The following is a 24062-nucleotide window of genomic DNA, read 5'->3' as shown; positions in this document are numbered from 1 at the left end:
CGACCGCGAGCGGTAGGCTGACGACCGTGGACGCGGCGTACGACCTCATCGTGGTCGGGGGCGGGGCGACCGGCACCGCGACGGCGTACTGGGCCAGCCGTGCCGGCGCCCGGGTCCTGCTGCTGGAGCGGCACCAGCTCAACACCGAGGCGTCCGGCCGCAACGCGGGCAGCCTGCACGGTCAGATCCAGCACGAGCCCTACCGCGAGCTGGGCGAGGACTGGGCGCGCGCCTGGCTCCCGGCGCTGCGCTTCCTGGCCGACTCGCTCGAGCTCTGGGACGGGCTGTCGGCCGAGCTCGGCGTCGACCTGGAGGTGCGCCGCAAGGGCGGTCTGCTGGTGGCCGACGCCCCCGAGCAGCTCGACTGGATCGAGCGCAAGGTGGCCCTGGAGAACGAGGCCGGCGTGCCCAGCCGGGTGCTCGGCGGGCGCGAGCTGCGGGCGCTCGCCCCCTGGGCCACCGACCGGCTCATCGGCGCCGAGCTGTGCCCGATCGAGGGCAAGGCGAACCCCCTGCTGGCCGGACCGACCTTCGCCCGCCGCGCGGCGGAGCTCGGCGCACAGGTGCGCACCGGGACCGCCGTCGAGGCGCTCGAGCCGGGCGCGGGCGAGCACCTGGTCCGGTTCACCGGCGGCACGGCCCGGGCCCCGCGCGTGGTCGTCGCGGCCGGCGACGCGATGCCGTGGTTCGGCGAGCAGCTCGGCGTGCACCTGCCGATCACCAGCGAGGCGATCCAGGCCAACGTCACCGAGCGCGTCGCGCCGCTGGTCGAGCACCTCGTCTACTACGCCGGTGGCCGGCTCACCTTCAAGCAGTCCGCGAGCGGCACGCTGCTCATCGGCGGCGGCTGGCCGGCCCGCCGCGACGCCCAGGGCGCGTGGGTCCTCGACCCGGACTCGCTGCGGGCCAACCTGTCCACCGCGATGTCGCTGTTCCCGCAGCTCGCCGATGTCCGCCTGGTCCGCACCTGGGTCGGGATCGGCAACGGCACGCCGGACCACCGGCCGGTGCTCGGCGAGGCGCCGGGTCACCCGGGGGTGTTCCTCGGCCTCTACCCCTACATGGGGTTCACCGCGAGCCCGCTCATGGGCCGCACCCTCGCCGCCCTCGCGCTGGGCGACGACCCCGGGCGCGACCTGACGCCCTTCGCCCCGGGCCGGTTCAGCCCCGCCCTGGCGTCCTGACCAGGCTCAGAGCTCGGGGTCGGCCGCGACGACGCGCATGAGGGCGCGGTCGCGGCGCAGCACGCTGGCCGCCCAGTCCTCGGGCCGCAGCCGCTCGTGCACTGACGCCGCCACCTCGCCGACCAGCTCGGGGGTCCACTCCTCACGCTCCCCCACCTCGGCGCCCATCCGCAGGTACGCCGGGCCCATCACCTCGGCGTGCCGCTCGAGGCCGCCGCGGGTGTTGAGGTCGGCGGTGGCGAACGGGCCGATGACCGCCCACCGCCGGCCGAGGCCGTGGCTGACCACGCGGTCCACGTCGGCCGCCGAGGCCACGCCGTCGCGGACCAGGCGGTAGGCCTCGCGCAGCAGCGCGCCCTGGAGCCGGTTGAAGACGAACCCCTCGACCTCGTGGCGCACCAGGACCGGCACCATCCCCGCGCCCTCGAGCAGCGCGCGGGTGCGGGCCACGGTGTCCTCGGTGGTGAACTCCGCGGGCACCAGCTCGGCCACCGGCAGGAGGTACGGCGGGTTGCCGGGGTGCACGACCAGGCACCGGCCCCGCCCGGGCAGGTCGGCGGCGAAGCGCGAGACCGGCATCATCGAGGACGACGAGGCCAGCACCGCTCGGGGCTCGGCCAGCCCGTCGAGCTCGGCGAAGAGCGCGCGCTTGACCTCCTCGGACTCCACGACGCACTCCTGCACGTGCGCGGCGCCGCGCACCGCGAGCGCGAGCGTCTGCGCCACGCGGACGCGGGACGCGACCGGCTCGGGATCGGCCAGCAGCCCGTGGGCCACCAGCTCGTCGAGCCGCTCGCGCAGCTCGCCGGGCACCGCCCCCCGGCGCCCGGCGGCCACGTCGAAGATCGCCACCTCGTGACCGGCGCGGGCGAAGACCAGCGCCCAGGCGACGCCGATGCTCCCGCCGCCGACCACCGCGACCGGCGGCCGGTCGGCGCTCACGCGCGGCCGGTCTTGCGCCGGTGGGCGCGCCAGGTGGTGGCCCAGCCGTCGGGGCGGTCGAGCCCGGCGCCGTCGAACTGCGCGACCACCTGCTCGTGCGGAGCCGTCCGGACCTTCTCCGGGTCGGTGCGGCCTTCCTCGAGCACGTGCGCGAGCACGTCGATCCAGTAGTCGATGTCCTCCAGCGACCAGCTCTCGCCGGCCTCCGGGGTGAACGGCTCGGGGACGATCCACGGCTCGTGGCTCAGCCACATGGCGTCGATGCCGAAGTCGGCCATCCGGTTCTGGACGTCGGTCGCCTTGAGGCCGGTCTCGGCCGACCACTCCTCCAGGCTGAAGCGCGTCATCTCCAGCCGGTGCTTGGTCATGGTCGGGATCGCCTTGGTGACGCCGGGGAGCGCGAGCAGCCGGGTCTCCATGTAGTTGTTGGCCAGCACCGACAGGTCGGCGGCCTCCTTGATCCCGTCCCCGCCCATCGCCGTGAGCCAGGAGTAGGCCTTGACGACCTGGTTGAGGTTCCCGGAGTACTCCCGGACCCGGCCCACGCCGCTGGGGTTCTCGCGGCGCACGTAGCCGTCGTCGGTCTTCTCGACCAGCGGTCCCGGCAGGTACGGCGCGAGCTCCTCGGTGCAGCCGTAGGCGCCGACGGCCGGTCCGCCACCGCCCTTGGAGACCCCGAAGGTCTTGTGGAGCATGAACATGCAGGCGTCGAAGCCGAGCTCCGCGGCCCGCAGCCGGCCCATCACGCCGTTGAAGTTGGCGTGGTCGTAGAAGGCCAGCCCGCCGGCGTCCTTGACCGTGCGCACCCACTCCTTGACGTGCGGGTTGTAGATGCCCATGTCGTCGGGGTTGTTCATCATCAGCGCGGCGGTGCGGTCGGAGACCACGGCCTTGAGCGCGTCCAGCGACGGGTAGCCGTCGGACTCCAGCGGCAGGGTGATGACGTTGAAGCCCGCCGCCGCGGCCGTGGCCGGGTTGCACGGGTGCGCCTGCTGGGTGGTGATGACGTCGCGGCGCTGGGCCAGCTCGCCGCGCTCGGCGAAGTAGGCGCGGGTCACGGTGGCGTGGGTGAACGCCGCGGCGGCGCCCCCTCCGGCCTGGAAGACGAACCGGTCCATCCCGGACAGCCCGCGCAGCATCAGGTCGAAGCGGTGCACGACCTCGAGCAGGCCCTGCAGGGTGCTGTCGTCCTGGTCGGGGTGCAGCTCGGCCAGGCCGTCGCGCTGCGCGAGCTGCTCGCCGGCCCGCGGGTTGTACTTCATCGTGCAGGTGCCGAACAGGCTGATGCCGATCATGCCCATCGTCTCCTGCGAGAGGTGCAGGTAGTGGCGCAGCACGTCGGGCTCGGCCACCTCGGGCAGCGCCGCGCGCGTGGCCCGCAGCAGCCCGGCGGGCAGCACGCTGGCCGGGTCGAGCTCCTCGATCGGCTCCGGCGGGACGTTGCCGCGCCGCCCGGGCGCGGACATCTCCATGATCAGCGGCTCGTCCCACACCGGGGCGTGGTACCTGCGCAGCCCGCTCATGCCAGCACCTTCCTCAAGGAGTCGGTCAACAGCTCGATGTCGTCGGCGGTATGCACCTCGGTCACGCAGTACAGCGCGCTCTGGCCGAGGCCGGGGAAGTCGGCGGAGAGGTCCTTGCCGCCGAAGACGCCGTGCTCGCGCAGCCCGGCGTTGATCTCGGCGACCGTGCGGCCGGTGGCCGAGAAGTCCACGACGAACTCCTTGAAGAAGCCGTCCCAGCGGACCTCGACACCGTCGATCTCCGCGACCCGGCGTGCGGCGTACTGCGCGTTGGCCAGGATGGTCCGGCCGAGCTCGGCGAAGCCGTCGGGGCCGAGCAGCGACATGTACACGGCGTTGGCCACGGTCCAGAGGTAGACCGAGTTGCCGGTCCAGTCGTTGCCGTCCTCGCGCGCGCCGTACGACGACTGGCCGAAGAGCACCATGCCGAAGGAGTGCTCGTCCTCGGTGGTGCTGCCCAGGCTGACCTGGAGCGTCGGGTACTGCCGGGCGTAGCGCTCCTCGTCGCGGGTGGCGATGAAGCCGCCCACACCGCCGCCGGCGTGCAGGTGGATGCCGAGCGGCTGGGTGGAGCCGACGACGATGTCCGCGCCGAGCTGGGCCGGGGTGGCCAGCAGCCCGAGCGAGCTGGGGTCGACGCCGAGCACGGTCTCGGTGCCGTTGGCCCGCGCCGCCGCGGCGATCTCGGCGGCCGCGGTCTCGACCACGCCCAGGTAGTTGGGGGTCTCGAGGTAGACCGCGGCGGTGTCCGGGCCGAGGGCCAGGGCCGCCGGGTCCAGGGTGCCGGTCGCGGGGTCCACGTCGACGACGCGGACCGTGATCAGGTCGTTGCCGCCCTCGGTGCCGCAGTAGGTCCGGATCACCTTGAGCCGCTCGGGGCTGAGGGACGACGCGACGACCACCTCGCCGCGCCCGGTCATCCGGGCGGCCATCCGGATCGCGTAGCCGGCGGCGCTGCCCCAGCTGTAGACCGGCAGGCCGACGAAGTCCATCTCCAGCAGGTCGCCGAGCAGTGAGGCGAACTCGAACCACGCCTGGTTGCGCCCGAGGTCGGAGGACGGCGTGCCCCACTCGGAGGTGAGGAACTCGCTGCGCGTGACGATCTCGTCGACGACGGCCGGCACGTGGTGCTGCCAGAGGCCGCCGCCGAGGAAGCTGGCGTTGGCCACGCAGTCGTCGTTGCGGTCGATCAGCCGGCGCACGTGGCGGCGCAGCGTCGCCTCGGAGCGCACGCCGGGCGCGAGCCCGTTGGGTGTGCGCGAGACGTGGTCGTCGGGGATCTGCTCGAAGAGCTCGTCCACGTCGGCCACCCCGACCGCCGCCAGCATCCTCGCCTTGGCGTCGTCGGTGGAGTTGGGCATGTACGGATGGGCCACCTCAGGCTCCTTCCCAGCCGGTGTGGTCGGGGCTCACGCCACGACCCTGAGCACGGTGCTGCGGGTGCGGCCGGTCCGCACCCGGTGGTAGCCGACCAGGCGGGCGGCCAGGTCGGGGTCGTCGACGTCGACGTGGAGGACCGGCTCGTCGAGGGCGGCCACCTTGTCGGGGGTGGCCAGGACCTCGATGCGGTCGGTGCCGACGGCCCGCAGGACCGACGGGGACAGCTGCTGGTTGCCGCGACCCAGGAGGAAGCCCTGCCCGCCCACGACCCCGAGGACCAGCGTGGCGTCCGGGTGCTGCCCGAGCAGGGCGAGCAGCTCGGCCTCGCTCGCGTCGGCGGCCACGAGCGTCCCGTCGAGCACGGCGTCCACCCCGAGCGGAGTGGTCGCCACGCCGAGCGCGTCGCCCACGGCCGCGACCGTCGTGCCCGGGCCGAGCAGGTAGAGCCGGCCCGGCGCCATCTCCTCGGCGACCTCACGGCCCAGCCCGGCCAGCTCCAGCGGTGGGGCCGCGCCGGCGCCGCCCTTGGCAGCCTGGACCGCGTGCCGCACCTGCGGGACCGCGACGGTGGCGTGCAGGCGGACCGCACCGTCCTCGTCGCGGTCGACGACCTCGGCGGTGCGGGTCGGGGACACGTCGTCGGCCAGGAAGCGGGCCGCGGCCTCGCCGGCGGCCTCGGGGGTCACGCCGAAGACGCCGGAGTGCATCTTGACCCCGGCCGGGACGCCCAGGACGACGGTGGTGGGCTGGACGGTCCGGGTGAGGGCCTGCGCGACGTCGCGCGCCGTGCCGTCCCCGCCGACGAAGAGCACGAGCCGGACGCCGGCCTCGACCATCCGGGCCACCGCGGCGCGGGTGTCGGCGCCGTCGGTGGCGCCGTTCTGACCGGGCACGCCCGGGACCGTGGCGACGTCCCAGCCCTCGAGCGCCGCCACGTGGTCGGTGCCCATCGGCCCCTCGACGGTCAGGACCGCCAGCCGGGGCGCCGCCCGGTGCAGCCGGTCGAGGGCGCGGCGGGCGCGTGCGGGCGCGACCGGCTCGGCCCCGCGGTCGCGCGCCTGCGCGAGCGCCGCGTCGTCGGTCCCGTGCAGACCGACCCGGCCGCCCATCCCGGCGACCGGGTTCACCACCAGCCCGAGGGCGGGTGAGGTCACGCCAGCCCGAACTCTCGGCTGACGTCGTCGAGGGCCTGGCGGGTGCCGGCCACCATCTGGTCGAGCTCGTCCTCGGTCACCACGAACGGCGGCGAGAAGGAGATCGTGTCGGCGTTGGGCAGCGCGCGGGTGATGACGCCCAGCTCGCGGGCCCGGGCCACCAGCGCGCCGCTGAGCTTGCCGCGGGGCTCGAAGCGCCGCAGCGGGTCGAGCGACTCGGCCAGCTCCACGGCGGCGACCAGGCCGTGGCCACGCACCTCGGCGACCAGCGGGTGGCCCTCGAAGGCGGAGCGGAGCCGGGTGATGAGGTGGTCCCCGCGGGCCTTGGCCTGACCCATGAGGCCGTCGCGCTCGATGATGTCGAGGTTGGTCATGGCCGCGGTGGCCGCCAGCGGGTGCGCGGAGTAGGTGTAGCCGTGGCTGAACAGGCCGTACTTCTCCGAGCCCGAGGCGATGACGTCCCATACCGCCTCGGAGACCAGGCAGGCCGACAGCGGGACGTAGGCGGAGGTGATGCCCTTGGCCACGGTCATCAGGTCCGGCTCGACGCCGAAGGTCGTGGAGCCGAACCACTCGCCCGTCCGGCCGAAGCCGCACACGACCTCGTCGGCGATGAGCAGCACGTCGTGACGACGCAGCACCTCCTGGATGGCCGGGAAGTACGTCGCCGGCGGGACGATCACGCCGCCCGCGGCCTGCAGCGGCTCGGCGATGAACGCGGCCACCGTCTCGGGGCCCTCGGCCACGATGAGCTCGTCGAGCTCGCGGGCCAGCCGGGCCACGAACTGCTCCTCGGTCTCGCCGTCCTCGCCCTCGAAGCGGAAGTGCGGCGCCCGGGCGAAGCGGACCATCGGCAGCGGCAGGTCGAAGCCGGTGTGCATGCCCGGCAGCCCGCAGAGGCTGCCCGACATCACGGTCACCCCGTGGTAGCCGCGCTCGCGGGAGATGATCTTCTTCTTCTCCGGCCGGCCCAGGACGTTGTTGTAGTACCAGACCAGCTTGACCTGGGTGTCGTTGGCGTCCGAGCCGCTGTTGCCGAAGAACACCTTGGCCATCGAGCCCGGCGCGTCGGTGATGAGCCGGTGCGCGAGGCGGGCCACCGGCTCGTTCCCCATGCCGGCGAAGGTGTGGTAGTACGCCAGCTTCCTGGTCTGCTCGGCCAGCGCGTCGGCCATCTCCTCGTTGCCGTAGCCGATGTTCACGCACCACAGCCCCGCCATGGCGTCGAGGTACTCGCGCCCGTGCGTGTCGGTCAGGGTCGAGCCGCGACCGCTGACCATCGTCAGCGGACCGGTCTTCTCGTGGTCCTTGGCGTTGGTGAACGGGTGGAAGAAGTACTGACGGTCGAGGTCTTCGACGGAGCCTGCGGAGGTCATGGGGTGCCTGCTCATCTCGCGAGGTGCTGTGGGTGGGTGGACTGTAGCAAAGGGTGCGCGCAAAGCGTACGATTGGGCGCAGAACGGCCGTCCGACTCGGACCGGCCCCTCCGCGAAAGGTTCCTGTGGACACTCAGTTCGACGCCGACCGGCTCCGGGACGGGGCCCTGCTGCGCACCCGGCTCTTCATCGACGGCACCTGGCGCGAGGGCCAGGGCGCGCCCAGCGAGGTGCGCGACCCGGCCAGCGGCGCGGTGCTCGCCGCGGTCGAGTCCGCCAGCGCCGCGGACGTGGAGGACGCGGTCGCCGCCGCCGAGCGCGCGGGTCGCGCCTGGGGCAAGGTGACCGCGCCCGAGCGGGCGCGCACCCTGCGCCGGTGGTTCGAGCTCATCGTCGAGCACGCCGACGACCTGGCCATGATCCTCACCGCCGAGCAGGGCAAGCCGCTCGCCGAGGCGCGCGGCGAGATCATCTACGGCGCCGGCTTCGTCGAGTGGTACGCCGAGGAGGCCAAGCGCACCTACGGCGAGGTCATCCCGAGCAACGTCGGCAGCCGCCGCCTGCTCACCGTGCGCCAGCCGGTGGGCGTGACCGCCGCCATCACGCCGTGGAACTTCCCCTCGGCGATGATCCTGCGCAAGGCGGCCCCGGCCCTGGCCGCGGGTTGCTCGATGATCGTCAAGCCGGCCCCGGAGACCCCGCTCTCCGCCCTGGCCCTGGCCGAGCTGGCCCAGCGCGCCGGCATCCCGGCCGGCGTGCTGAGCGTCGTGCCCGGCCCGGCCGAGGAGGTCGGCGGCGTGCTGACGTCCAGCCCGGTGGTCCGGGCGCTGAGCTTCACCGGCTCGACCGCGGTGGGCAAGCTGCTCATGCAGCAGAGCGCCGGCACGGTCAAGAAGCTCGCGCTCGAGCTCGGCGGCAACGCCCCGCTCATCGTCTTCGACGACGCCGACCTCGACGCGGCCGTGGCCGGTGCCATGGCCTCGAAGTTCCGCAACGCCGGCCAGACCTGCGTGTGCGCCAACCGGATCCTGGTCCAGGCGGGCATCCACGACGCCTTCGTCGAGCGGCTGCGCGAGGCGGTCGCGGACCTGCGCGTGGGCAACGGTTTCGAGGACGGCTCCGAGCAGGGTCCGCTCATCTCCACCGCCGCGGTGGAGAAGGTGCAGCGCCACGTCGCCGACGCCGTGTCCGGCGGGGCGAGCGTCGTGCTCGGTGGCGAGGTGCACGAGCTCGGCGGCACGTTCTTCCAGCCGACCCTGCTCACCGGCGTCACCGGCGACATGCTCGTGGCCCGCGAGGAGACCTTCGGCCCGCTGGCCGCGGTCATCCGCTTCGAGACCGAGGAGGAGGCCGTGACCCTGGCCAACGCCACCGAGTTCGGGCTCGCGGCGTACTTCTTCACCCAGGACCTGGGTCGCAGCTGGCGCGTGGGCGAGGCCCTGGAGTTCGGCGTGGTCGGCATCAACACCGGCCTCATCTCCTACGAGGGCGCCCCGTTCGGCGGCGTCAAGGAGTCCGGCCTCGGCCGCGAGGGCTCGCTGCACGGCATCGACGAGTTCACCGAGATCAAGTACCTCTGCATCGACGGCGTCGGCTGAGCTGAGCACAGGCCCGTAGGCGCCGCCGGCAGGCTCAGCCGGCGGCGTCACGGGGACCCGGTCCGACCTGGGTCTGCACGACCATGTCGTCGCGGACCCAGGTCATGCAGGCGCGCGTGTTGGGCACGCCGTCGACGACGACCAGGCACTCGAAGCACACGCCCATGCCGCAGAACAGGCCGCGCGGGTCGCCGTCGGACGTCGTGCGCATCGTGAGGTCGTCGGTGTCGGCGATCATCGCCGCGGCGACGCTCTCGCCGAGGAAGGACTCCACCGCGCGGCCGTCCACGGAGATCCGGACCGGATCGCCGCGGCGCACGCCGGGCTGCGGCTCGATCCGGGCACCGCGGCGGCGTCGGCTCACGCTGTCACCTCAGCCACCTCGGCGGCGCCCTCCTCGGCGGCCAGCAGCCCTTCTCGCACGAGCACCGCTCGCATCTCGGCCAGCGCGGCCGGGTCGGTGACGGGCAGGCGCGGCGGGCGCACGTGGCCGGCCGGCTGCCCGAGCATGCGCATGAGGACCTTGAGCTGGCTCTGGTAGCCGCCGAACTTGCCGGCCCAGCCGCCGGGCAGCCACAGCTGCGGGAAGAGCCGGTCGGAGCGCTGGGCGTGGGCGCGGGCGGCGTCGAGGTCGCCGGCCCAGTAGTCCTCCCAGAACTGCGGGTCGGGACGGCCGAACAGCGAGCCGCCGCCCACGGTGCCGTCGCCGCCGTGCTCGGCCAGCTCCTCCACGCCGCGCGCGGACATGTAGGGACCGAACACGCGGACCCGGTCGCGGACCCGCTTGGACGTCGCGAAGAACTGGTCGGCGTCGGGCGTGCTGTCCTTGATGGCCACGATGTGCTCGACGTCCGCGAGCTTGTCCGCCAGCTCGGTGTCGATGTCGATGCCGCTGCCGTAGGGCCAGTTGTAGACGACCAGGGGTCCGTGGACCCGGGCGCTGATGTCCTCGTAGTAGGCGAGCACCTCGGGCGCGAACAGCTTGACGTACGGCGGGGGCGAGACCAGCACGCCGTCGACACCGGCCTCGAGCGCGTGGTGGGCCAGCTCGGCCACCTGGTCGGCGGTGTAGTCGGTGCAGCCCACGATGACCTTGAGCCGGCCCGCGGCCTGGCCGACGGCGGCCTCGGCGACGGCCTTGCGCTCGTCGCGGGTCTGGGAGAACCACTCACCGCAGGTGCCGTTGACGACGATGCCGTGCATGCCCTGGTCGGCGTAGTGGTCGACCAGCGCCGCGAGGGTGTCGAGGTCGAGCGCGCCGTCCTCCGCGAACGGCGTGACGAACGCCGGGAAGTAGCCCTGCCAGTCGATGTCGTCGCGGTCCATGGTGCGGCGTCTCCTTCGTGTCTCGTGCGGGGGTCTCGAGCGAGGTGGGTCAGGCGGTCGCGCGGTCCACGGCGTACCGGTCGGGGAACGGGTCGTGCTTGCCGGGTGCGGTCATCTGCTCGGCCAGCTGCCGGGCGAACATGGGACCGAAGGTGAAGCCGGTCGAGGCGACGCAGACGTGGAAGCCCGGCACCCGCTCCGACTCCCCCACCACCGGGTTCATGTCGTCGGTGAACACGATGACCCCGGACCAGGTGCGCACCACGCGGGCGTCGGCCAGCGCCGGGACGATGTCGACGGCCACGGTGACGTTGCCGGCCGCGCTCTGCCACTGGGTGGGGTAGCGGCGCGGCCCCGGGACCGCGCGCGAGGGCCAGCCGCCGCCGATGATGAAGGAGCCCACCGAGCTCTGCTTGAGCGTGAGGCGCCGCCCGATGTGCTGGACCATCGGCGTCAGCAGGCGCGGGCGCCGCTCGGTGACGTTGACGTGCAGGCCGTCGCTGCGCACGGGCAGCCGGAGGCCCACCATCTGGGCGACCTCTCCGGACCAGGCGCCGGCGCAGTCGACCACGCGGTGGGCGCGCAGGTCGCCGTGATCGGTGCGGACCGTGAAGCGGTGGGCGCCGGAGCCGGGTCGCCGCTCGACCCGGTCGATGCCCTGGACCGCCACCCCGGTGCGCAGCTCGGCGCCGTGCTCGGCCGCGCGGGCGGCGTACAGCGGGGCGACGATGAGCGGGTTGGCGTGCCCCTCGACGGGGCAGTACGTCGCGGCCAGGACGCGCTCGGAGAAGAACGGCGCGCGCTCGCGCAGCTCGGACCCCTCGACCACCTCGGTCTCGATGCCGGCCAGCCGCTCGAGCTCGTGCTTCTCGTGCAGGAGCCGGACCTGCTCGGGCGTCTCGGCGACCATCCAGCCGCCCGTCTCGTGCAGCTCCACGTCGCCGTCCAGCTCGCGGTCCAGCTGCTGCCACAGTCCGTAGGCCTCGAGGCTCAGCCGGGCGTCGGCCAGGAGCCGGTCGCGGTCGGTGTCGGTGCCCTTGCCGGACAGCTGGTGGATGGCCAGCTGCAGGTGGAAGCTGCCGGCGTTGGTGCCGGACGCCTCGCGGTTGAGCTCGGCGCGGTCGAGCAGCACGACCTCGACGCCCTCGCGGGCCAGGTAGAACGCCATCGCCGCGCCGGCGATGCCGCCGCCGATGACGGCCACGTCGGTCTCGGCCGGCAGCGGGCCGCGCGAGGGGCCCAGCAGGGGGACGCCGTTCAACGCTCTCCCTGGGGGTCGGGGGCCACGAACAGCCCGGGGTCGACGACCGCGGCGTCGGCCATGGCCGCGATCGGCACCGGGCGCACCGGCATCCGCGGGGTGGCGAAGTCGACGCTCGACAGCTCGCGGCCGCTGGTGCGGGAGATCACCGCCGCGACGTGGCGCGCACAGTTGCGGCCCTGGCACGGGCCCATGCCGGCGCGGGTGAGCGCCTTGACCACGCTGACGTCGTCGGTGGCGGCGGCGGCCTCGACCACCTCGCGCTGCCGGACGTTCTCGCAGCGGCACACGACGGTCTGGTCGTCGGCCAGGTCGTAGACGCCGGGGCCGACGCGGAAGAGCCGGTGGGTGGCGCGGGTCAGCCGGCGCCGGCGCACCAGGCGCCGGCGGGCCTCGCGGGCCTGGTCGTCGGCCGTGGCCCGGTCGAGCACCTGGGAGTCCTGGGCGGCCCCGAGGGCGGCGAGCACCCCCTCGTCGATGGCCACGTAGGAGCCCTCGACGCCGGTGCCGTCGCCCGCGGCGTACACGCCGGGGACCGAGGTCCGGCCCCACTCGTCCTTGCGGACCACGCGACCGCCGAGGTCCTCGTCGAAGGTGGTCTCGCAGCCCGCGAGCCGGAGCAGCTCCAAGGAGGGCACGAAGCCGTAGCCGACGCAGAGCACGTCGGCCGCCACGGTCTCCTCGGTGCCCGGGAGCACTCGCCAGTCGCGGTCGACGGCGGCGTGGACGACCTGCTCGACGCGACCGGCGCCCTCGGCGCGCACCACGATGCGGCCGTAGCGGACCGGGACGCGGTGGCGCAGCAGGCCGGCGCGGTAGCGGGCGGCGTCGCGCAGCAGGACGCCGTTGCCCCAGGCTGCAGCACCGACGCGCAGCACGTCGCCGGGCCGCGGGGCCGGGCCGGCCTCCAGGGCGGCGACGATGTGCGCGCCGTAGTGGGCGAGCTGCGAGGGGAAGGCCAGGGCGACCGGCCCGGAGCCGGCGAAGACCATCCGCCGGCCCGGCAGCACGAACTGGCTCTTGGCCATCGACTGCATGCCGCCGGCCGTGACCACGCCGGGCAGCGTCCACCCGGGGAACGCGACCGGGCGGTCGTGCGCCCCGGGGGCGAGGACCAGCCGCGGCACGCGCACGGTGCGCGCGTGCTGGCCGTCCTCGACGAGGACGACCGCGAAGCCGTCGTCCTCCGGCTCCACCGCGACCACCGCGGTCCGCAGGGCGATGCGCACCCCGCTGGCCTCGGCGGCGGCGATGAGGCTGCGGCCGTACCGCGTGCTGCGGTCGGCCGCGGCCGGGTCCGGGATGGAGGTTCCCGGACCCGGCTGCTTGTAGATCTGGCCGCCCAGGGACGGCCGCTCGTCGACGAGCAGCACCCGCATCCCGGCGTCGGCGGCGGTGCGGGCGGCGCTCATGCCCGCCGGGCCGCCACCGACCACCAGGAGCGCGAGGTGCTGCTCGTCGTCAGGCACCGGTCAGCACCCCGCCGGCATCTCGGGGAAGTCCTCGACCCCGAAGTTCTTCGCGTACGCCTCGGCCAGCGTCCCGTCGTTCTGCGCCGTGCACAGGAACGAGTTCAGCTCGTCGACCAGGGCGCTGTTGCCCTTCTGGACCGCCCAGCTGCCGTAGCCGATGGCCAGCGGGTCGGGCAGGTCGGCCTGCTTGATCTGGTCGGGGTTGGACTTGATGTACTGCGCGAGGATGTAGTCCTCCAGCACCGAGCCCTGGGCCCGCCCGGTCCCGACCTCGAGCAGCGCGGCGTTCTGCTGCGAGAAGCCCTCGACGTTGGCGTTGGGGAAGGTGTCCTTGGCCAGCTGCTCGCCCGACGAGCCCTGGAGGGCGGTCAGGCGGGTGTCCGGCGTGTTGTAGTTGTCGATGGTGAACGGGCCGTCGTCGTCCTGGGGCACCGCGAGGACGCTCACGTAGGGGACGTACTCGCGCGAGAAGTCGATGACCTTCTTGCGCTCGTCGGTGGCGGTGAGGCCGACCGAGACCATGTCGAACTTCTTCGACTGCAGGCCGGGGATGAGGCCGTCGAAGTCGAGGTTCACGATGTCCAGCTTGACGCCCATGTCGTCGGCGAGCTTGTTCAGCAGGTCGACGTCGTACCCGGCCGGCTGGTTGTTGTCGTCGAGGTACATCTCGGGCTCGAACTGCAGGTTCATGCCGACGGTGAGCGTGCCGTCCTTCATCAGGCCGCTGGCCGACGACGAGTCGCCGCCACCGCTGCCGCCGTCCGAGCCCGAGTCGGAGTCGTCACCGCAGGCGGCGAGTCCGACGGCGAGCGCCATCGTGGTGCCGATGACCGCCGCTCGGCGCCACAGGGAGTTCCGCTTCATTCCAAGCACAGCGACTTCCTTCCTTGCCTTGATGCTGTTGGTCCAGCACGTCGTCGTGCTGTGGGTGGTGGTTGCGGTGCAACCGGGCAACCGAGAACCCGGGGACCTCTGTGGGCACGCCCGTCAGGCCAGCTCGCTGACCAGGGCGTGGATGCGGCGCTGCTTGCGGGCGCGCAGGCCGCGCGCGACGACACCCTTCGGCGGGGCCGCGAGCGTGCTCTCCCCGAGCCGGAAGAGCAGGTCGACCGCGAAGGCCACGAGCACGTAGATGCCGGCGGCCGCGGTGTAGAGGACGAACGGCTGGAAGGTCTGGGCGTTGACGTTCTGGGTCACGCGCACCACCTCGAGCAGGCCGATCACGGTGAAGGTCGAGGTGTCCTTGATCATGCCGATGAACATGCTGCCGATGTTGGGCAGCGCGATCTTGAACGCCTGCGGCACCACGATCGAGAAGAAGATCCGGGTGTCACGCATGCCGAGCGCCTGCCCCGCCTCGCGGTGACCGGGTGGCACCGCCTGGAGGGCGGCGCGGAAGATCTCGGACATGAACGCGCTGTAGAGCAGCGACAGCGCGATGACGCCGGCCTGGAAGACGGTGAAGTTCACCCCGAGCAGCAGCGAGACGCCGAAGTAGATCCAGATGACCGTCACCAGGGCCGGCATGCCGCGGAAGACGTTGATGTAGATCGCGGCCACCCACGACAGCGGCGCCCGGCCCATCCGCAGCATGGCCAGGCCGAGGCCCGCGACCAGCGAGACGAGCAGCGCGACGACCGAGACCTGCAGGGCGGTGAGCAGACCGTGCCAGAGGTCGCCCTTGTAGTCCCAGATCAGACCCCAGTCGTAGTCGGTGATCCCCATCAGCGCACCGCCCGGATGAAGTCCTGGGTGCGGGCGTTGCGCGGGTTGTCGAACAGCTCGCTCGATCCCTGCTCGACCACGACGCCCTGGTCCATGAACACGTTGAGGTCCCCGATCTCCCGGGCGAAGCCGAGCTCGTGGGTCACCACCACCATCGTCATCCCCTCGTCGGCCAGCTCGTGCATGACACGGAGGACCTCGCCGACCAGCTCGGGGTCCAGCGCGGAGGTGGGCTCGTCGAAGAGCATCACCTTGGGATCCAGGCTGAGCGCCCGGGCGATGGCCACGCGCTGCTGCTGACCACCGGACAGCTGGCCCGGGTAGTGGCCGGCCCGCTCCAGGAGCCCGACCCGGCGCAGGTACTCCGCGGCGCGCTGCATGGCGGGCTCGGACCGCATCCCCTTCACCGAACGCAGCGGCAGCGCCACGTTGTCCAGCGCGGTGAGGTGCGGGAACAGGTTGAACTGCTGGAAGACCATGCCGACCTTGCGGCGCAGCGCCATCGGGCGGCCGCGCTTGACCGAGGCCGCGCCGGCCACGCCCGGCCCGTACTCGACCCCGTCGACGCAGACCGAGCCGTGGTCGGGCGGCTCGAGCAGGTTGATGCTGCGCAGCACCGTGGACTTGCCGGAGCCGGACGGGCCGAAGAGCACGACGTGCTCGCCCTGGTGGACGTCCAGGTCGATGCCCTTGAGCACCTCCAAGGGGCCGAAGGACTTGCGCAGCCCGCGGATCTTGACCACCGGCTCGTCGTTCTCGCGCACCCGGGCGGGCGCGGCCACGGTGTCCGCGACGGTGTCCGTGACGGGGGCGGTCGGCTCGAGCGTGCTCACGCGCGCACCTCCGTGACGCAGACGTAGAGGTCGTCGGGGTCGCGGAAGTAGGCGTAGCGCCAGGTGCCACCGCCAACCACGTCCAGGCTGACCGGCTCGCCGACCAGCTCGACGTCGAGGCGCTCGAGGTGCTCGACGGCCGACTCCAGGCAGCGCGCGCCGATGGCGAACTCGAAGGTGCCGAGGTGGCCCCACTCCCCGCGCATGTCCGGCGACGCCGGGTAGTGCTGCACCGGCTCCAGCGCGCCGCCGATGGGGTTGGTCAGCAGCATCATCCGCATCCGCGGCGGCGTGCGGTCACCGAACCACGGGTGCATCGGCTCGAAGTAGCCGTCGGACTCGAAGAGCTGACCGGTGAAGCCGAGGGACTGGTAGAAGGTGCGCGTGCGCTCGATGTCGGAGACGCCGAAGGCGACGTGGTTGACGCCGTGCGGCCCCTCCTCCAGCGGCCAGCCGGCCGCGAGGGTCGACCACTCGATGAGCTCGATCTTCGCGCCGTCCGGGTCGGCGACGTACGACAGCCCGCAGTGGGTCTGGTAGGGGTCGAGGTCGGCCTCGTTGGGGTCCATGAGGTTGACGTGACCCCGCGCGACCAGGTCCGCGTGGAAGTCGGCCTGGCCGTTGACGTGGACGCAGACCTCGCAGATGCCGGGCTCGCCCCACGCCTGGCCCTCGGGCATCGGCGGTGGGGTCCGGTCGAGGATCTGCACGAGCTTGACGCCGGCGCGACCGAGCACGGTCGGGGTGCCGGCGCGCAGGTAGAGCACCCGCGCCTCGGTGCTGTCGTGGCCGCTGACGCCGGCCAGCCCGGGCAGCGGCCCGGTGTAGTCGAAGGACTCGTCGGTGAAGCCGAGCTCGGCGTAGAACGCGCGCGCTGCGTCGACGTCGGAGACGCCGATCCCGATGTGGTCGAGGCCGGACAGGGTGCCGAACTGGCGCTCGGTCCGGGGTGTGGTCACCATCCGCGCAAGGTCCTCTCGAGGGTCGGTCCGCGTGAGTGGGGGAATGCTCGCAGAACCGTACCTCTGCGCGCAATACGTACAAACGTGCCGCTTTGCGTTTGTTTGGGCGCTTGACGCACAAACCGGCGCCTCCGAGAATGAGCCGGTGCCGATCGCCCTCGGAGCCAAGCTCCCCCACACCGGAGCCACGGATCCCACGTCGATCCCCGACCGCGCACGCGGTCTCGAGGACGCCGGCTTCGACTCGCTGTGGGTGAGCGACCACGTGGTCATGCCCATGCACATCGGGTCCTACTACCCCTTCGCCGAGGACGGCCGGGCGCCGTGGACCGGCGACATCCCGTACGTCGAGACGCTGGTGGCGATGACGGCCGCGGCCGCCGTGACCGAGCGGGTGCGCATCGGCAGCGCGGTCCTGGTCCTGCCCCAGCGCAACCCGGTGCTGCTGGCCAAGCAGGTCGCGAGCCTGGACGCGCTGAGCGGTGGTCGCATCGAGCTCGGCGTCGGCGCCGGGTGGCTGCGCGAGGAGTTCGAGGCGCTGGGCGAGCCGTTCGAGGAGCGTGGCGCCCGGCTCGAGGAGTGGGTGAACGTGCTCCGTGCCTGCTGGACCGGCAGCCCCGGCCCCCGCGACGGGCTCTACCCGCTGGCCGACGGGCTCGTGCAGCTCCCGGTCCCGGCGCACCCCGTGCCCGTGCTCGTCGGCGGTCACACCAAGGCGGCCTTCCGCCGGGCCGGGACGCTGGGCGACGGCTGGCTGGCCCAGCAGGCGGTGCCGGCCCTCGACGTCGCGCACCTCGCCCAGGAGATGGACGCCGTGCGTGCCCACGCCCGGCGGGTGGACCGCGATCCCGGCGCGCTGCGCTTCACCCTGCGGCTGGTCGAGTCGGCCGGTCGCGAGGCCGACGTGGCCGCCCACCTCGAGGCGCTGGCCGAGGCCGGCGTGCACGAGGTCATCGTCGACGTCGACCCGGACGCCGGTCCGGTCGCCGTGCACGACACGCTCCGCGCGGCGGCCCGGTGAGCACCCCGCAGCTGCTGCCCGGGCGGCGGGTGCTGGTCACCGGCGGCGGCCGGGGCATCGGCGCGGCCGCCGTCGAGCGCTTCGCCGCCATGGGCGCGCGTGGTGCCGCCCTCGACCTGGCCGGCACGTCGTGGTCACTGCCCGACGGCTGGGTCGGACTGGACTGCGACGTGACCGACGAGGAGCAGGTGGCCGGCGCGGTCGACGCGGCGGTGACCGGCCTCGACGGGCTCGACGGCGTCGTGGCCGCGGCGGGCGTCGTGCCGTCGTGGCAGCAGCCGGCCGACCTCGACCTGGCCGACCTGGACCGGGTGCTCGCGGTCAACGTGCGCGGTGTGGCCGCCACCCTCAAGCACGCCGGCCCGCGACTGGGCGAAGGCGGTTCGGTCGCGGTGGTGGGCTCGCTGAACTCCTGGCGCGGGGATCCGCGGATCTGGTCCTACGCCGCGAGCAAGCACGCCGTGCTCGGCCTGGTCCGCTCGGCCGCCCTGGCTCTCGGGGCAGCCGGTGTGCGCGTCAACTGCGTCGGGCCCGGCCCGGTCGCCACCGACGCGCTGCTCGGCCGGATGGCCGACCGGGCGACAGCCACCTCGACCTCACCCGACGCCGCGCTGGAGGCAGCGGCCGCGCAGACCGCGCTGGGCCGGATCGCGACCACCGACGACGTCGTCAACGCCCTGGCCTTCCTCCTCAGCGACCTCGCCGCAGGCATCACCGGGCAGCTGCTGCCCGTGGACGGCGGGCTGCTGTGAGCGGGGAGCTGACCGGACGCACGGTCCTGCTCACCGGCGCCTCCGGCGGCATCGGCGCTGTGACCGCGCAGGCCCTGCTCGCCGCGGGCGCCGACGTGCTCGCGCACTACCGCTCCGACCGCGAGGCGGCCGAGCGCGCCGTCGGCGGGGCGAGCGGCGCCACGCTGGTCTGCGGCGACCTGGCCACGCCGGCGTCCGCCCGCGCTCTCTGGCGCGACGCGGAGGCGGTGCGCCCGGTCGACGTGCTGGTCCTCAACGCCGCGACCATGGCCGAGACGCCGTTCGACGGCGACGACGCGGCGTGGGACGCCGGCTGGGAGCAGCTGCTCGCGGTCAACGTCGTCGGCGCCGGCACGCTGCTGCGCGAGGCCGTGCGCGCCTTCGCCGGCCGCGGCGGCGGCACGGCCGTGGTCGTCTCCAGCTGGGCGGCCGAGCAGGGCTCGCGCATCCTCGACGTCAGCGGGTACGCCGCCTCCAAGGCCGCGATCCGCAACCTGGCGCAGACCCTGGCCCGGCACTTCGCCGCGGCGGGGGTGCGGATCTACGTGGTGGCCCCGGGCGTCGTGGACACCGGCATGGGGGTCGCCGGCCAGTCCGCGGACCAGCAGGAGGCCGTGGCCGCCGGGCTGGCGATGGGGAGCCTGGTCCCGGCCACCGAGGTCGCCGACCTCATCACCTACCTGGTCTCCGACCGTTGCCCTAGTCTCACGGGGGCCACCGTGGACCTCAACGGAGCGTCGTATGTCCGCTAGCGGAGCGAGGAGTCGAGAGTGGCAGCACGCAAGGTCGGTGCCGAGGTGGATCCGGTCGTGAGCGACGAGGAGGAGGGCACCGGTCGGCACCGGGACTTCGTGCAGTCGCTGGAGCGCGGGCTGGCGATCATCCGCGTCTTCGACGCCGACCACCCGCGGCTGACCGTCTCCGAGATCGCGCAGTCGGCCGGCCTCACCCGGGCCGCCGTCCGCCGCTTCCTCTTCACCCTCACCGAGCTCGGCTACGTGCAGCCGCACCGCAACGGCTACGAGCTCACGCCGCAGGTGCTCGAGCTCGGCTACTCCTACCTCTCCGCGCTGACCTTCCCCGAGGTCGCGCTCCCCCACCTGGAGAAGCTGGTGGCGGACACGGGCGAGGCGAGCGAGGGCGCGATCCTGGACCGCGACGACGTCGTGTACGTCGTGCGCGTGCCCGGTCCGGCGCTGATGACCATCTCGGTGAGCGTCGGCGCCCGCAACCCGGCGTACTCCACCGCCCTGGGCCGGGTCCTGCTGGCGCACCTGCCGCCGGCCAAGCTGGACGCCGTCCTCGAGAAGGCCGAGCTCAAGCCGATGCTGCCCAACACCATCACCGACAAGACCGCGCTGCGCGCGGAGCTGGCCCGGGTCCGCGAGCAGGGCTTCGCGCTGGTCAACCAGGAGCTGGAGATCGGGCTGGTCGCCGTGGCCGTGCCGATCCGCGACCGGCACGGGCAGACCCGCGCCGCCATCAACCTCTCCACCCACATCGGCCGGCAGACCCCCGAGGCGATGCGCGACCTGGTCCCGCGGGTCCAGCAGGCGGCCGCCGACATCGAGCTCGGCCTGCGCCACTCGATCAGCTGGGCCGACTGAGCGTGACCGGACCGCTCGCGGGCCGCACCGTGCTCCTCACCGGCGCCTCCCGCGGCATCGGAGCGGCCACGGCCCGGGCCCTGGGCGCCGCCGGCGCGCACCTCGTCGCGCACTACGGCGCCCACGCCGACGGGGCCCGCGAGGCCACCGCCGACCTGCCGCCCGAGCGGGTCCGCCTGGTCCGGGCTGACCTGCGCTCCCCCGAGGCCGTGGGCACGCTGTGGGACGAGGCCGTCGGGTGGCGCGGCCGGGTCGACGCCGTGGTCTGCAACGCCGCGGTCATGCCGCTCACGCCGCTGGCCGGGGCCGAGGACGCCTGGCACGCCGGGTGGCGCGAGGCCTTCGAGGTCAACGTGCACCAACCGGCGTCGCTCATCCGGTCCGCGGTCGGGCACTTCCTCGAGCACGGGGGCGGCACGGTCGTGGTCCTCAGCAGCTGGGCCGCGCAGCGCGGCTCGAGCAACCCCGAGCTCGGCGCGTACGCCGCCAGCAAGGCCGCGCTCGCGGCGTTCGCCAAGACCGTGGCGCGCGCCCACGCCCGCGACGGCGTCCTGGTGCACCTGGTCGCCCCGGGCATCGTCGACACCCAGATGTCGCGCGACGCCGCGGCGGCGCAGGGCGGCGAGGCGGCGGTGAACGCGAGCCTCGCCGCGGGTGCGCCGGTGCCGCCGGAGGAGGTCGCCGACCTGGTCAGCCGGCTGGCCACCGGGCGGTGGCGCCACCTCAGCGGCGCCACCCTCGACGTCAACGGCGCCAGCTACCTGCGCTAGGGCGCGTCGTTCAGTACTGGTCGTCGCCCTCCCGGAAGCCCGGGCCGTTGACGACCAGGTAGACCGCCCGGCCGGCGAGCTCGTACGTCGCGCCCCGGGGCACGACGTGGCGCGAGCCGGCGGGAAGCCGGACCCCCTCCGCGTCGCCGTCCACGCGCAGCGTGAGCGAGCCCTCAAGCACGTAGTAGACCCGGGTCGAGGCGTCGGTGCGCACCGGGCGGTGCCGGCCGTCGATCGTGACGCGGGTGAGGCTGACGTCGCCGGCGGTCTCGTCGGCGGTGGTCAGCGGCTCGGCCAGCAGGGAGTTCTCGGGCTCGGAGACCAGCGGGACCGAGAGCGCCTCGACCCGGTCGAGGTCGGAGCGGTCGCCGAGCAGCTCCCAGCGCTGCAGGGCGATCGGGACGTTGCCCTCCAGCCAGAGCCGGTCGTGGAAGGCCAGCAGGTCGAAGCCGAGCCCCTGCTCGCGCACGGCGTCGGCGAACAGCCGCAGGATCTGGGTCTTGCCGACCTGGTAGGTCAGGGCCTGGCCAGGCGCGGACGCGAAGAACGCGGCCTCCTCGTGCGCGGTGGCCTTGTCCATCGGCACGACGCGCTCGAGGTACTCCGCCGCTCCGCCGATGTCGAGGTCACCGGTGGCCAGCCGGACGTCGACCTCGACGCGCAGGGCGCGCAGGCGCATGAAGTTGTACATCACCTCGCGGGTGCGCGGCGCGTCGTCGAAGAGCCCGGAGGCCAGCATGAGCTCCTCGTTGTAGAACGCGATGCCCTCGTTGGAGCCGGAGTCGTAGTAGTGCCGGCGCAGCTCGCGGGGGGTGTCGCCAGGACAGGGCCAGCTGCTGGTAGTGCGCGCCCTCGTGCACGATCCCGGCACGCGGGTCGAGGGCGTTGGCCGCGTAGAAGTACGGCGGCTCGCCGTCGAACTCGTGCACGTAGCTGACGCCGTCCTCGTCGACGCGCCGGGGACCGGTGAGGTCGTCGGTGACCCCGAGCCAGGCGATCGGGACGAGGTGGGCCGGCAGGGGCAGGTTCGTGTAGTGGTGCAGGGTGCCGGGCTGGCTGAGCACGCCCCGGGCGACGTAGAAGTCGCGGACCTGCTGCTCCAGCTCGCCCTCGAGGCGGCACTGGTCCGCGACCGTGGTGGCCCCGGGCGCCTGCGGCTGGCCGCTGTGGTGGTTGCGGTTGCGCTCGAGCGTCTCCAGCGCGATCGCGCGGTCGAGCTCGGCGCGCCCGGAGGCGAGGATCTCCTCGGGGGTCAGCGGCATGACCGCGACCTCGGTGAGGAACCACTGGTAGAGGTCGCGCCCCACCGCGCGCAGCGCGGGCAGGTCGGGTACGACGGAGCGCAGCCACTGGCGGTAGTCCACCAGCGCGGTCGTGGCCGCGTCCGCGGCGCGCTGCAGCCGCTCGGCGACGCCCGCGGCTGCGGGGAGCGCGAGCAGGGCGGCGACCACGGCCGGCACCTGGACCTCGATCTCGGCCAGCTCGCCGACGGCGCGCTCGGCGAAGGGGGCGTAGGCCTCGCCGGCGACGTTCTCGCGTCCCGTGGCGAGGATGGCCGGGGTCTGCTCGAGGGCGTGTGCCACCTCCTCCAGGCGCGCGGCGTCCGGGTCGGGCACGGTCAGCAGGTCGAAGACGACGCCGATGCTCTGGTCGACGTAGAAGCGCGGCTGGGTCTGCCACATCCGCAGCACGTCCAGTTCCCACCGCACCCGGGCGAACGCCGAGCGCAGCAGTCGCCGGTCGACCAGCTCGGCCCGGTCCTGCGTGGGGGCCAGGTCGGCCAGGCGGCGCTCGAAGTCGACGAGGTCGCCGCGGTAGCCCGCGACGTCGCCGGCCGACCAGCGCGGCGTCCAGCCGGTGGGCCGGTCGATGCGCGGGATGTCGTCGTGCGACCGCGGCTGCTGCGCGGCCCGCCAGGCCCAGAACTCCAGGCCCAGCTCGTGGGAGTCGCTCATGTCGCCTCTCGGTGGGGTGGTCAGTCGTTGACGACCATGGTGGTCGGGTGCTCGTTGAGCTTGCGGCCGCCGTCGGCCGTGCAGAGGATGACGTCCTCGACGCGGGCACCGACGCGGCCCGGCCAGAAGACCGACGGTTCGATGGTGAAGGTCATGCCCTCCTCGAGGGGGGTGTGGTCCTCCTCGGAGATGTAGGGCAGCTCGTGCACGTCGAGGCCGATGCAGTGACCGGTGCGGTGGCGGAACCAGTCGCCGTACCCGCCGTCGACGATGACCTGCCGGGTGGCGGCGTGGACCTCGGCCGCGGTGGCACCGGGCCGGACCGCGGCGATGCCGGCGGCCTGGGCGGCCATCACGAGCGCGTGCACCTCGACGTACTCCTCGTTCGGCTCGCCCACGTGCACGGTGCGCCCGAAGTCGGAGCAGTAGCCGTCGACGACGGCGCCGAAGTCGAAGGAGATGCCGAGCCCTGCGCGCAGCGGCTGGCGGGAGATGCGCACCGTCGCGTCGCGCTCCTCGCCCGGCCCCATCCCCCACACCGCGGTGTCGAAGGACTCGGTCCGCGAGCCCGCGACCTTCATCTGGTAGGCCACCTCGGCGGCGACCTCCATCTCGGTCACGCCCGGGACGACCTTGGGCTCGATCCCGGCCATCACCTCGTCCACGATGCGGCAGGCCTCGGTCATCTGCTCGAGCTCGGCCTCGGTCTTGATCCGGCGCATCGGGTTGAGCAGCGACTCGGCGCTGACCACCCGCTCGGGGCGCCCCAGCTCGGTCAGGTTGACCACGCTCTCGGCCCACGCGCGGTTGCCGACCGCGAGGGTCCCGGTGCCGGCGTACCGCGAGAGCACCGAGGCCACCTCGGTGCGGCCGTCGTCGGTCTCGTTGACCGTGACCACCTCGCCGGTGACGCCCTCGGGCAGGTCGAACTCGGTGATCATGCGCGGCAGGACGAAGACGGGATCGGCCCCGCGGGCGAAGAAGGCCCCGGCCACCCAGTGGTGGGCGTAGCCGACGTTGCCGAACGTCGGCACCCGGCGCTGCATGCCGGTGAGGTACTCCAGGTCGGAGGACGGCGGGAGGAAGACCAGGTCCACCCCGGCCTCGTCCATGCGCCGCGACAGCTCCTCGCGGCGGGCGGCGTACGTCGACTCGGTGATCTCGGCCATCATCGCTCCTGAGTTCGCTGTGCGCACGTTTGCGCGCTTGATGAACACACTA

The 24062-nt window shown here is 73.5% G+C and carries 22 protein-coding genes and 1 pseudogene; 7 read left to right on the top strand and 16 right to left on the bottom strand.

What is annotated here, in order from left to right; genetic code table 11:
- Positions 1-26: 26 nt before the first annotated feature.
- The gene (locus G5V58_RS03895; protein WP_165228933.1) at positions 27-1184 is read left to right on the top strand and encodes an NAD(P)/FAD-dependent oxidoreductase; all 1158 of its coding nucleotides are present in this window, start codon (positions 27-29) and stop codon (positions 1182-1184) included.
- Between the two features lie 6 nt (positions 1185-1190).
- Here the strand turns inward: G5V58_RS03895 and G5V58_RS03890 are convergent, their stop codons facing one another.
- Genes G5V58_RS03890 through G5V58_RS03870 form a run of 5 tightly spaced genes read right to left on the bottom strand, consistent with a single transcriptional unit; the run spans position 1191 to position 7559 of the window.
- Positions 1191-2126 carry a 3-hydroxyacyl-CoA dehydrogenase gene (locus G5V58_RS03890; protein WP_165228931.1) on the bottom strand — a complete coding sequence of 312 codons (936 nt, stop codon included), beginning with the start codon at positions 2124-2126 and terminating at the stop codon, positions 1191-1193.
- Positions 2123-3649 carry an aminomethyl-transferring glycine dehydrogenase subunit GcvPB gene (gene gcvPB, locus G5V58_RS03885; protein WP_165228929.1) on the bottom strand — a complete coding sequence of 509 codons (1527 nt, stop codon included), beginning with the start codon at positions 3647-3649 and terminating at the stop codon, positions 2123-2125. The genes G5V58_RS03890 and gcvPB overlap by 4 nt, the downstream gene beginning before the upstream one ends.
- Entirely contained in the window at positions 3646-5025 is a 1380-nt protein-coding gene (gene gcvPA, locus G5V58_RS03880; RefSeq protein ID WP_230487063.1) for an aminomethyl-transferring glycine dehydrogenase subunit GcvPA, read from the bottom strand. The genes gcvPB and gcvPA overlap by 4 nt, the downstream gene beginning before the upstream one ends.
- Positions 5026-5058: 33 nt before the next feature.
- Positions 5059-6183, bottom strand: a complete 1125-nt coding sequence (locus G5V58_RS03875; protein WP_230487062.1) for an ATP-NAD kinase family protein — start codon at positions 6181-6183, stop codon at positions 5059-5061.
- The gene (locus G5V58_RS03870) at positions 6180-7559 is read right to left on the bottom strand and encodes an aminotransferase (RefSeq protein ID WP_165228927.1); all 1380 of its coding nucleotides are present in this window, start codon (positions 7557-7559) and stop codon (positions 6180-6182) included. The genes G5V58_RS03875 and G5V58_RS03870 overlap by 4 nt, the downstream gene beginning before the upstream one ends.
- 125 nt (positions 7560-7684) lie before the next feature.
- Here G5V58_RS03870 and G5V58_RS03865 point away from each other — a divergent pair, with 125 nt between their 5' ends.
- A complete protein-coding gene (locus tag G5V58_RS03865) occupies positions 7685-9157 on the top strand; it encodes an NAD-dependent succinate-semialdehyde dehydrogenase (protein ID WP_165228925.1) in 1473 nt (490 codons plus the stop codon).
- A gap of 34 nt (positions 9158-9191) precedes the next feature.
- Here the strand turns inward: G5V58_RS03865 and G5V58_RS03860 are convergent, their stop codons facing one another.
- The 8 genes from G5V58_RS03860 to G5V58_RS03825 form a co-directional block, all read right to left on the bottom strand.
- Positions 9192-9521, bottom strand: a complete 330-nt coding sequence (locus tag G5V58_RS03860) for a (2Fe-2S)-binding protein (protein WP_230487061.1) — start codon at positions 9519-9521, stop codon at positions 9192-9194.
- Positions 9518-10483, bottom strand: coding sequence for a dihydrodipicolinate synthase family protein (locus tag G5V58_RS03855; protein ID WP_165228923.1), 966 nt, complete (start codon positions 10481-10483; stop codon positions 9518-9520). Before G5V58_RS03855 ends, G5V58_RS03860 begins: the two co-directional genes overlap by 4 nt.
- A gap of 49 nt (positions 10484-10532) precedes the next feature.
- A complete protein-coding gene (locus G5V58_RS03850; RefSeq protein WP_165228921.1) occupies positions 10533-11744 on the bottom strand; it encodes an NAD(P)/FAD-dependent oxidoreductase in 1212 nt (403 codons plus the stop codon).
- Positions 11741-13213, bottom strand: a complete 1473-nt coding sequence (locus G5V58_RS03845; RefSeq protein WP_165228919.1) for an FAD-dependent oxidoreductase — start codon at positions 13211-13213, stop codon at positions 11741-11743. Before G5V58_RS03845 ends, G5V58_RS03850 begins: the two co-directional genes overlap by 4 nt.
- Before the next feature lie 3 nt (positions 13214-13216).
- Complete coding sequence (locus G5V58_RS03840; protein WP_165228917.1) at positions 13217-14080, bottom strand: transporter substrate-binding domain-containing protein; 864 nt, start codon at positions 14078-14080, stop codon at positions 13217-13219.
- Between the two features lie 123 nt (positions 14081-14203).
- Positions 14204-14941 (bottom strand): amino acid ABC transporter permease, encoded by a 738-nt coding sequence (locus G5V58_RS03835; RefSeq protein ID WP_165228915.1) that lies wholly within the window; start codon positions 14939-14941, stop codon positions 14204-14206.
- Positions 14941-15684, bottom strand: coding sequence for an amino acid ABC transporter ATP-binding protein (locus G5V58_RS03830; protein ID WP_165238607.1), 744 nt, complete (start codon positions 15682-15684; stop codon positions 14941-14943). The genes G5V58_RS03835 and G5V58_RS03830 overlap by 1 nt, the downstream gene beginning before the upstream one ends.
- Before the next feature lie 86 nt (positions 15685-15770).
- Positions 15771-16736, bottom strand: coding sequence for a VOC family protein (locus G5V58_RS03825; protein WP_165228913.1), 966 nt, complete (start codon positions 16734-16736; stop codon positions 15771-15773).
- Positions 16737-16881: 145 nt separating this feature from the next.
- On the opposite strand from G5V58_RS03825, the gene G5V58_RS03820 reads away from it, so the two are divergent.
- Genes G5V58_RS03820 through G5V58_RS03800 form a run of 5 tightly spaced genes read left to right on the top strand, consistent with a single transcriptional unit; the run spans position 16882 to position 20886 of the window.
- The gene (locus G5V58_RS03820; protein ID WP_165228911.1) at positions 16882-17757 is read left to right on the top strand and encodes a TIGR03619 family F420-dependent LLM class oxidoreductase; all 876 of its coding nucleotides are present in this window, start codon (positions 16882-16884) and stop codon (positions 17755-17757) included.
- The gene (locus G5V58_RS03815; RefSeq protein ID WP_165228909.1) at positions 17754-18509 is read left to right on the top strand and encodes an SDR family oxidoreductase; all 756 of its coding nucleotides are present in this window, start codon (positions 17754-17756) and stop codon (positions 18507-18509) included. The genes G5V58_RS03820 and G5V58_RS03815 overlap by 4 nt, the downstream gene beginning before the upstream one ends.
- Positions 18506-19261 carry an SDR family NAD(P)-dependent oxidoreductase gene (locus G5V58_RS03810; RefSeq protein ID WP_165228907.1) on the top strand — a complete coding sequence of 252 codons (756 nt, stop codon included), beginning with the start codon at positions 18506-18508 and terminating at the stop codon, positions 19259-19261. Before G5V58_RS03815 ends, G5V58_RS03810 begins: the two co-directional genes overlap by 4 nt.
- 57 nt (positions 19262-19318) lie before the next feature.
- Complete coding sequence (locus G5V58_RS03805; RefSeq protein WP_165228905.1) at positions 19319-20116, top strand: IclR family transcriptional regulator domain-containing protein; 798 nt, start codon at positions 19319-19321, stop codon at positions 20114-20116.
- A gap of 2 nt (positions 20117-20118) precedes the next feature.
- A complete protein-coding gene (locus G5V58_RS03800; protein WP_165228903.1) occupies positions 20119-20886 on the top strand; it encodes an SDR family NAD(P)-dependent oxidoreductase in 768 nt (255 codons plus the stop codon).
- 10 nt (positions 20887-20896) lie between these two features.
- Here G5V58_RS03800 and G5V58_RS25805 read toward each other — a convergent pair whose 3' ends face one another.
- The 3 genes and pseudogenes from G5V58_RS25805 to G5V58_RS03790 form a co-directional block, all read right to left on the bottom strand.
- On the bottom strand, positions 20897-21757 hold the full coding sequence (locus tag G5V58_RS25805; protein ID WP_230487060.1) for a DUF885 family protein: 861 nt from the start codon (positions 21755-21757) through the stop codon (positions 20897-20899).
- Between the two features lie 394 nt (positions 21758-22151).
- Positions 22152-22841, bottom strand: a pseudogene (locus tag G5V58_RS25800) (DUF885 family protein); the annotation flags it as partial.
- A gap of 20 nt (positions 22842-22861) precedes the next feature.
- Positions 22862-24010 carry a M24 family metallopeptidase gene (locus tag G5V58_RS03790; protein ID WP_165228901.1) on the bottom strand — a complete coding sequence of 383 codons (1149 nt, stop codon included), beginning with the start codon at positions 24008-24010 and terminating at the stop codon, positions 22862-22864.
- Positions 24011-24062 lie beyond the last annotated feature (52 nt).

This window comes from Nocardioides anomalus (assembly GCF_011046535.1).
Lineage (GTDB): Bacteria > Actinomycetota > Actinomycetes > Propionibacteriales > Nocardioidaceae > Nocardioides > Nocardioides anomalus.
Note: the sequence above shows the minus strand (reverse complement) of the source record. Positions and strands in the feature narration are given on the sequence as shown.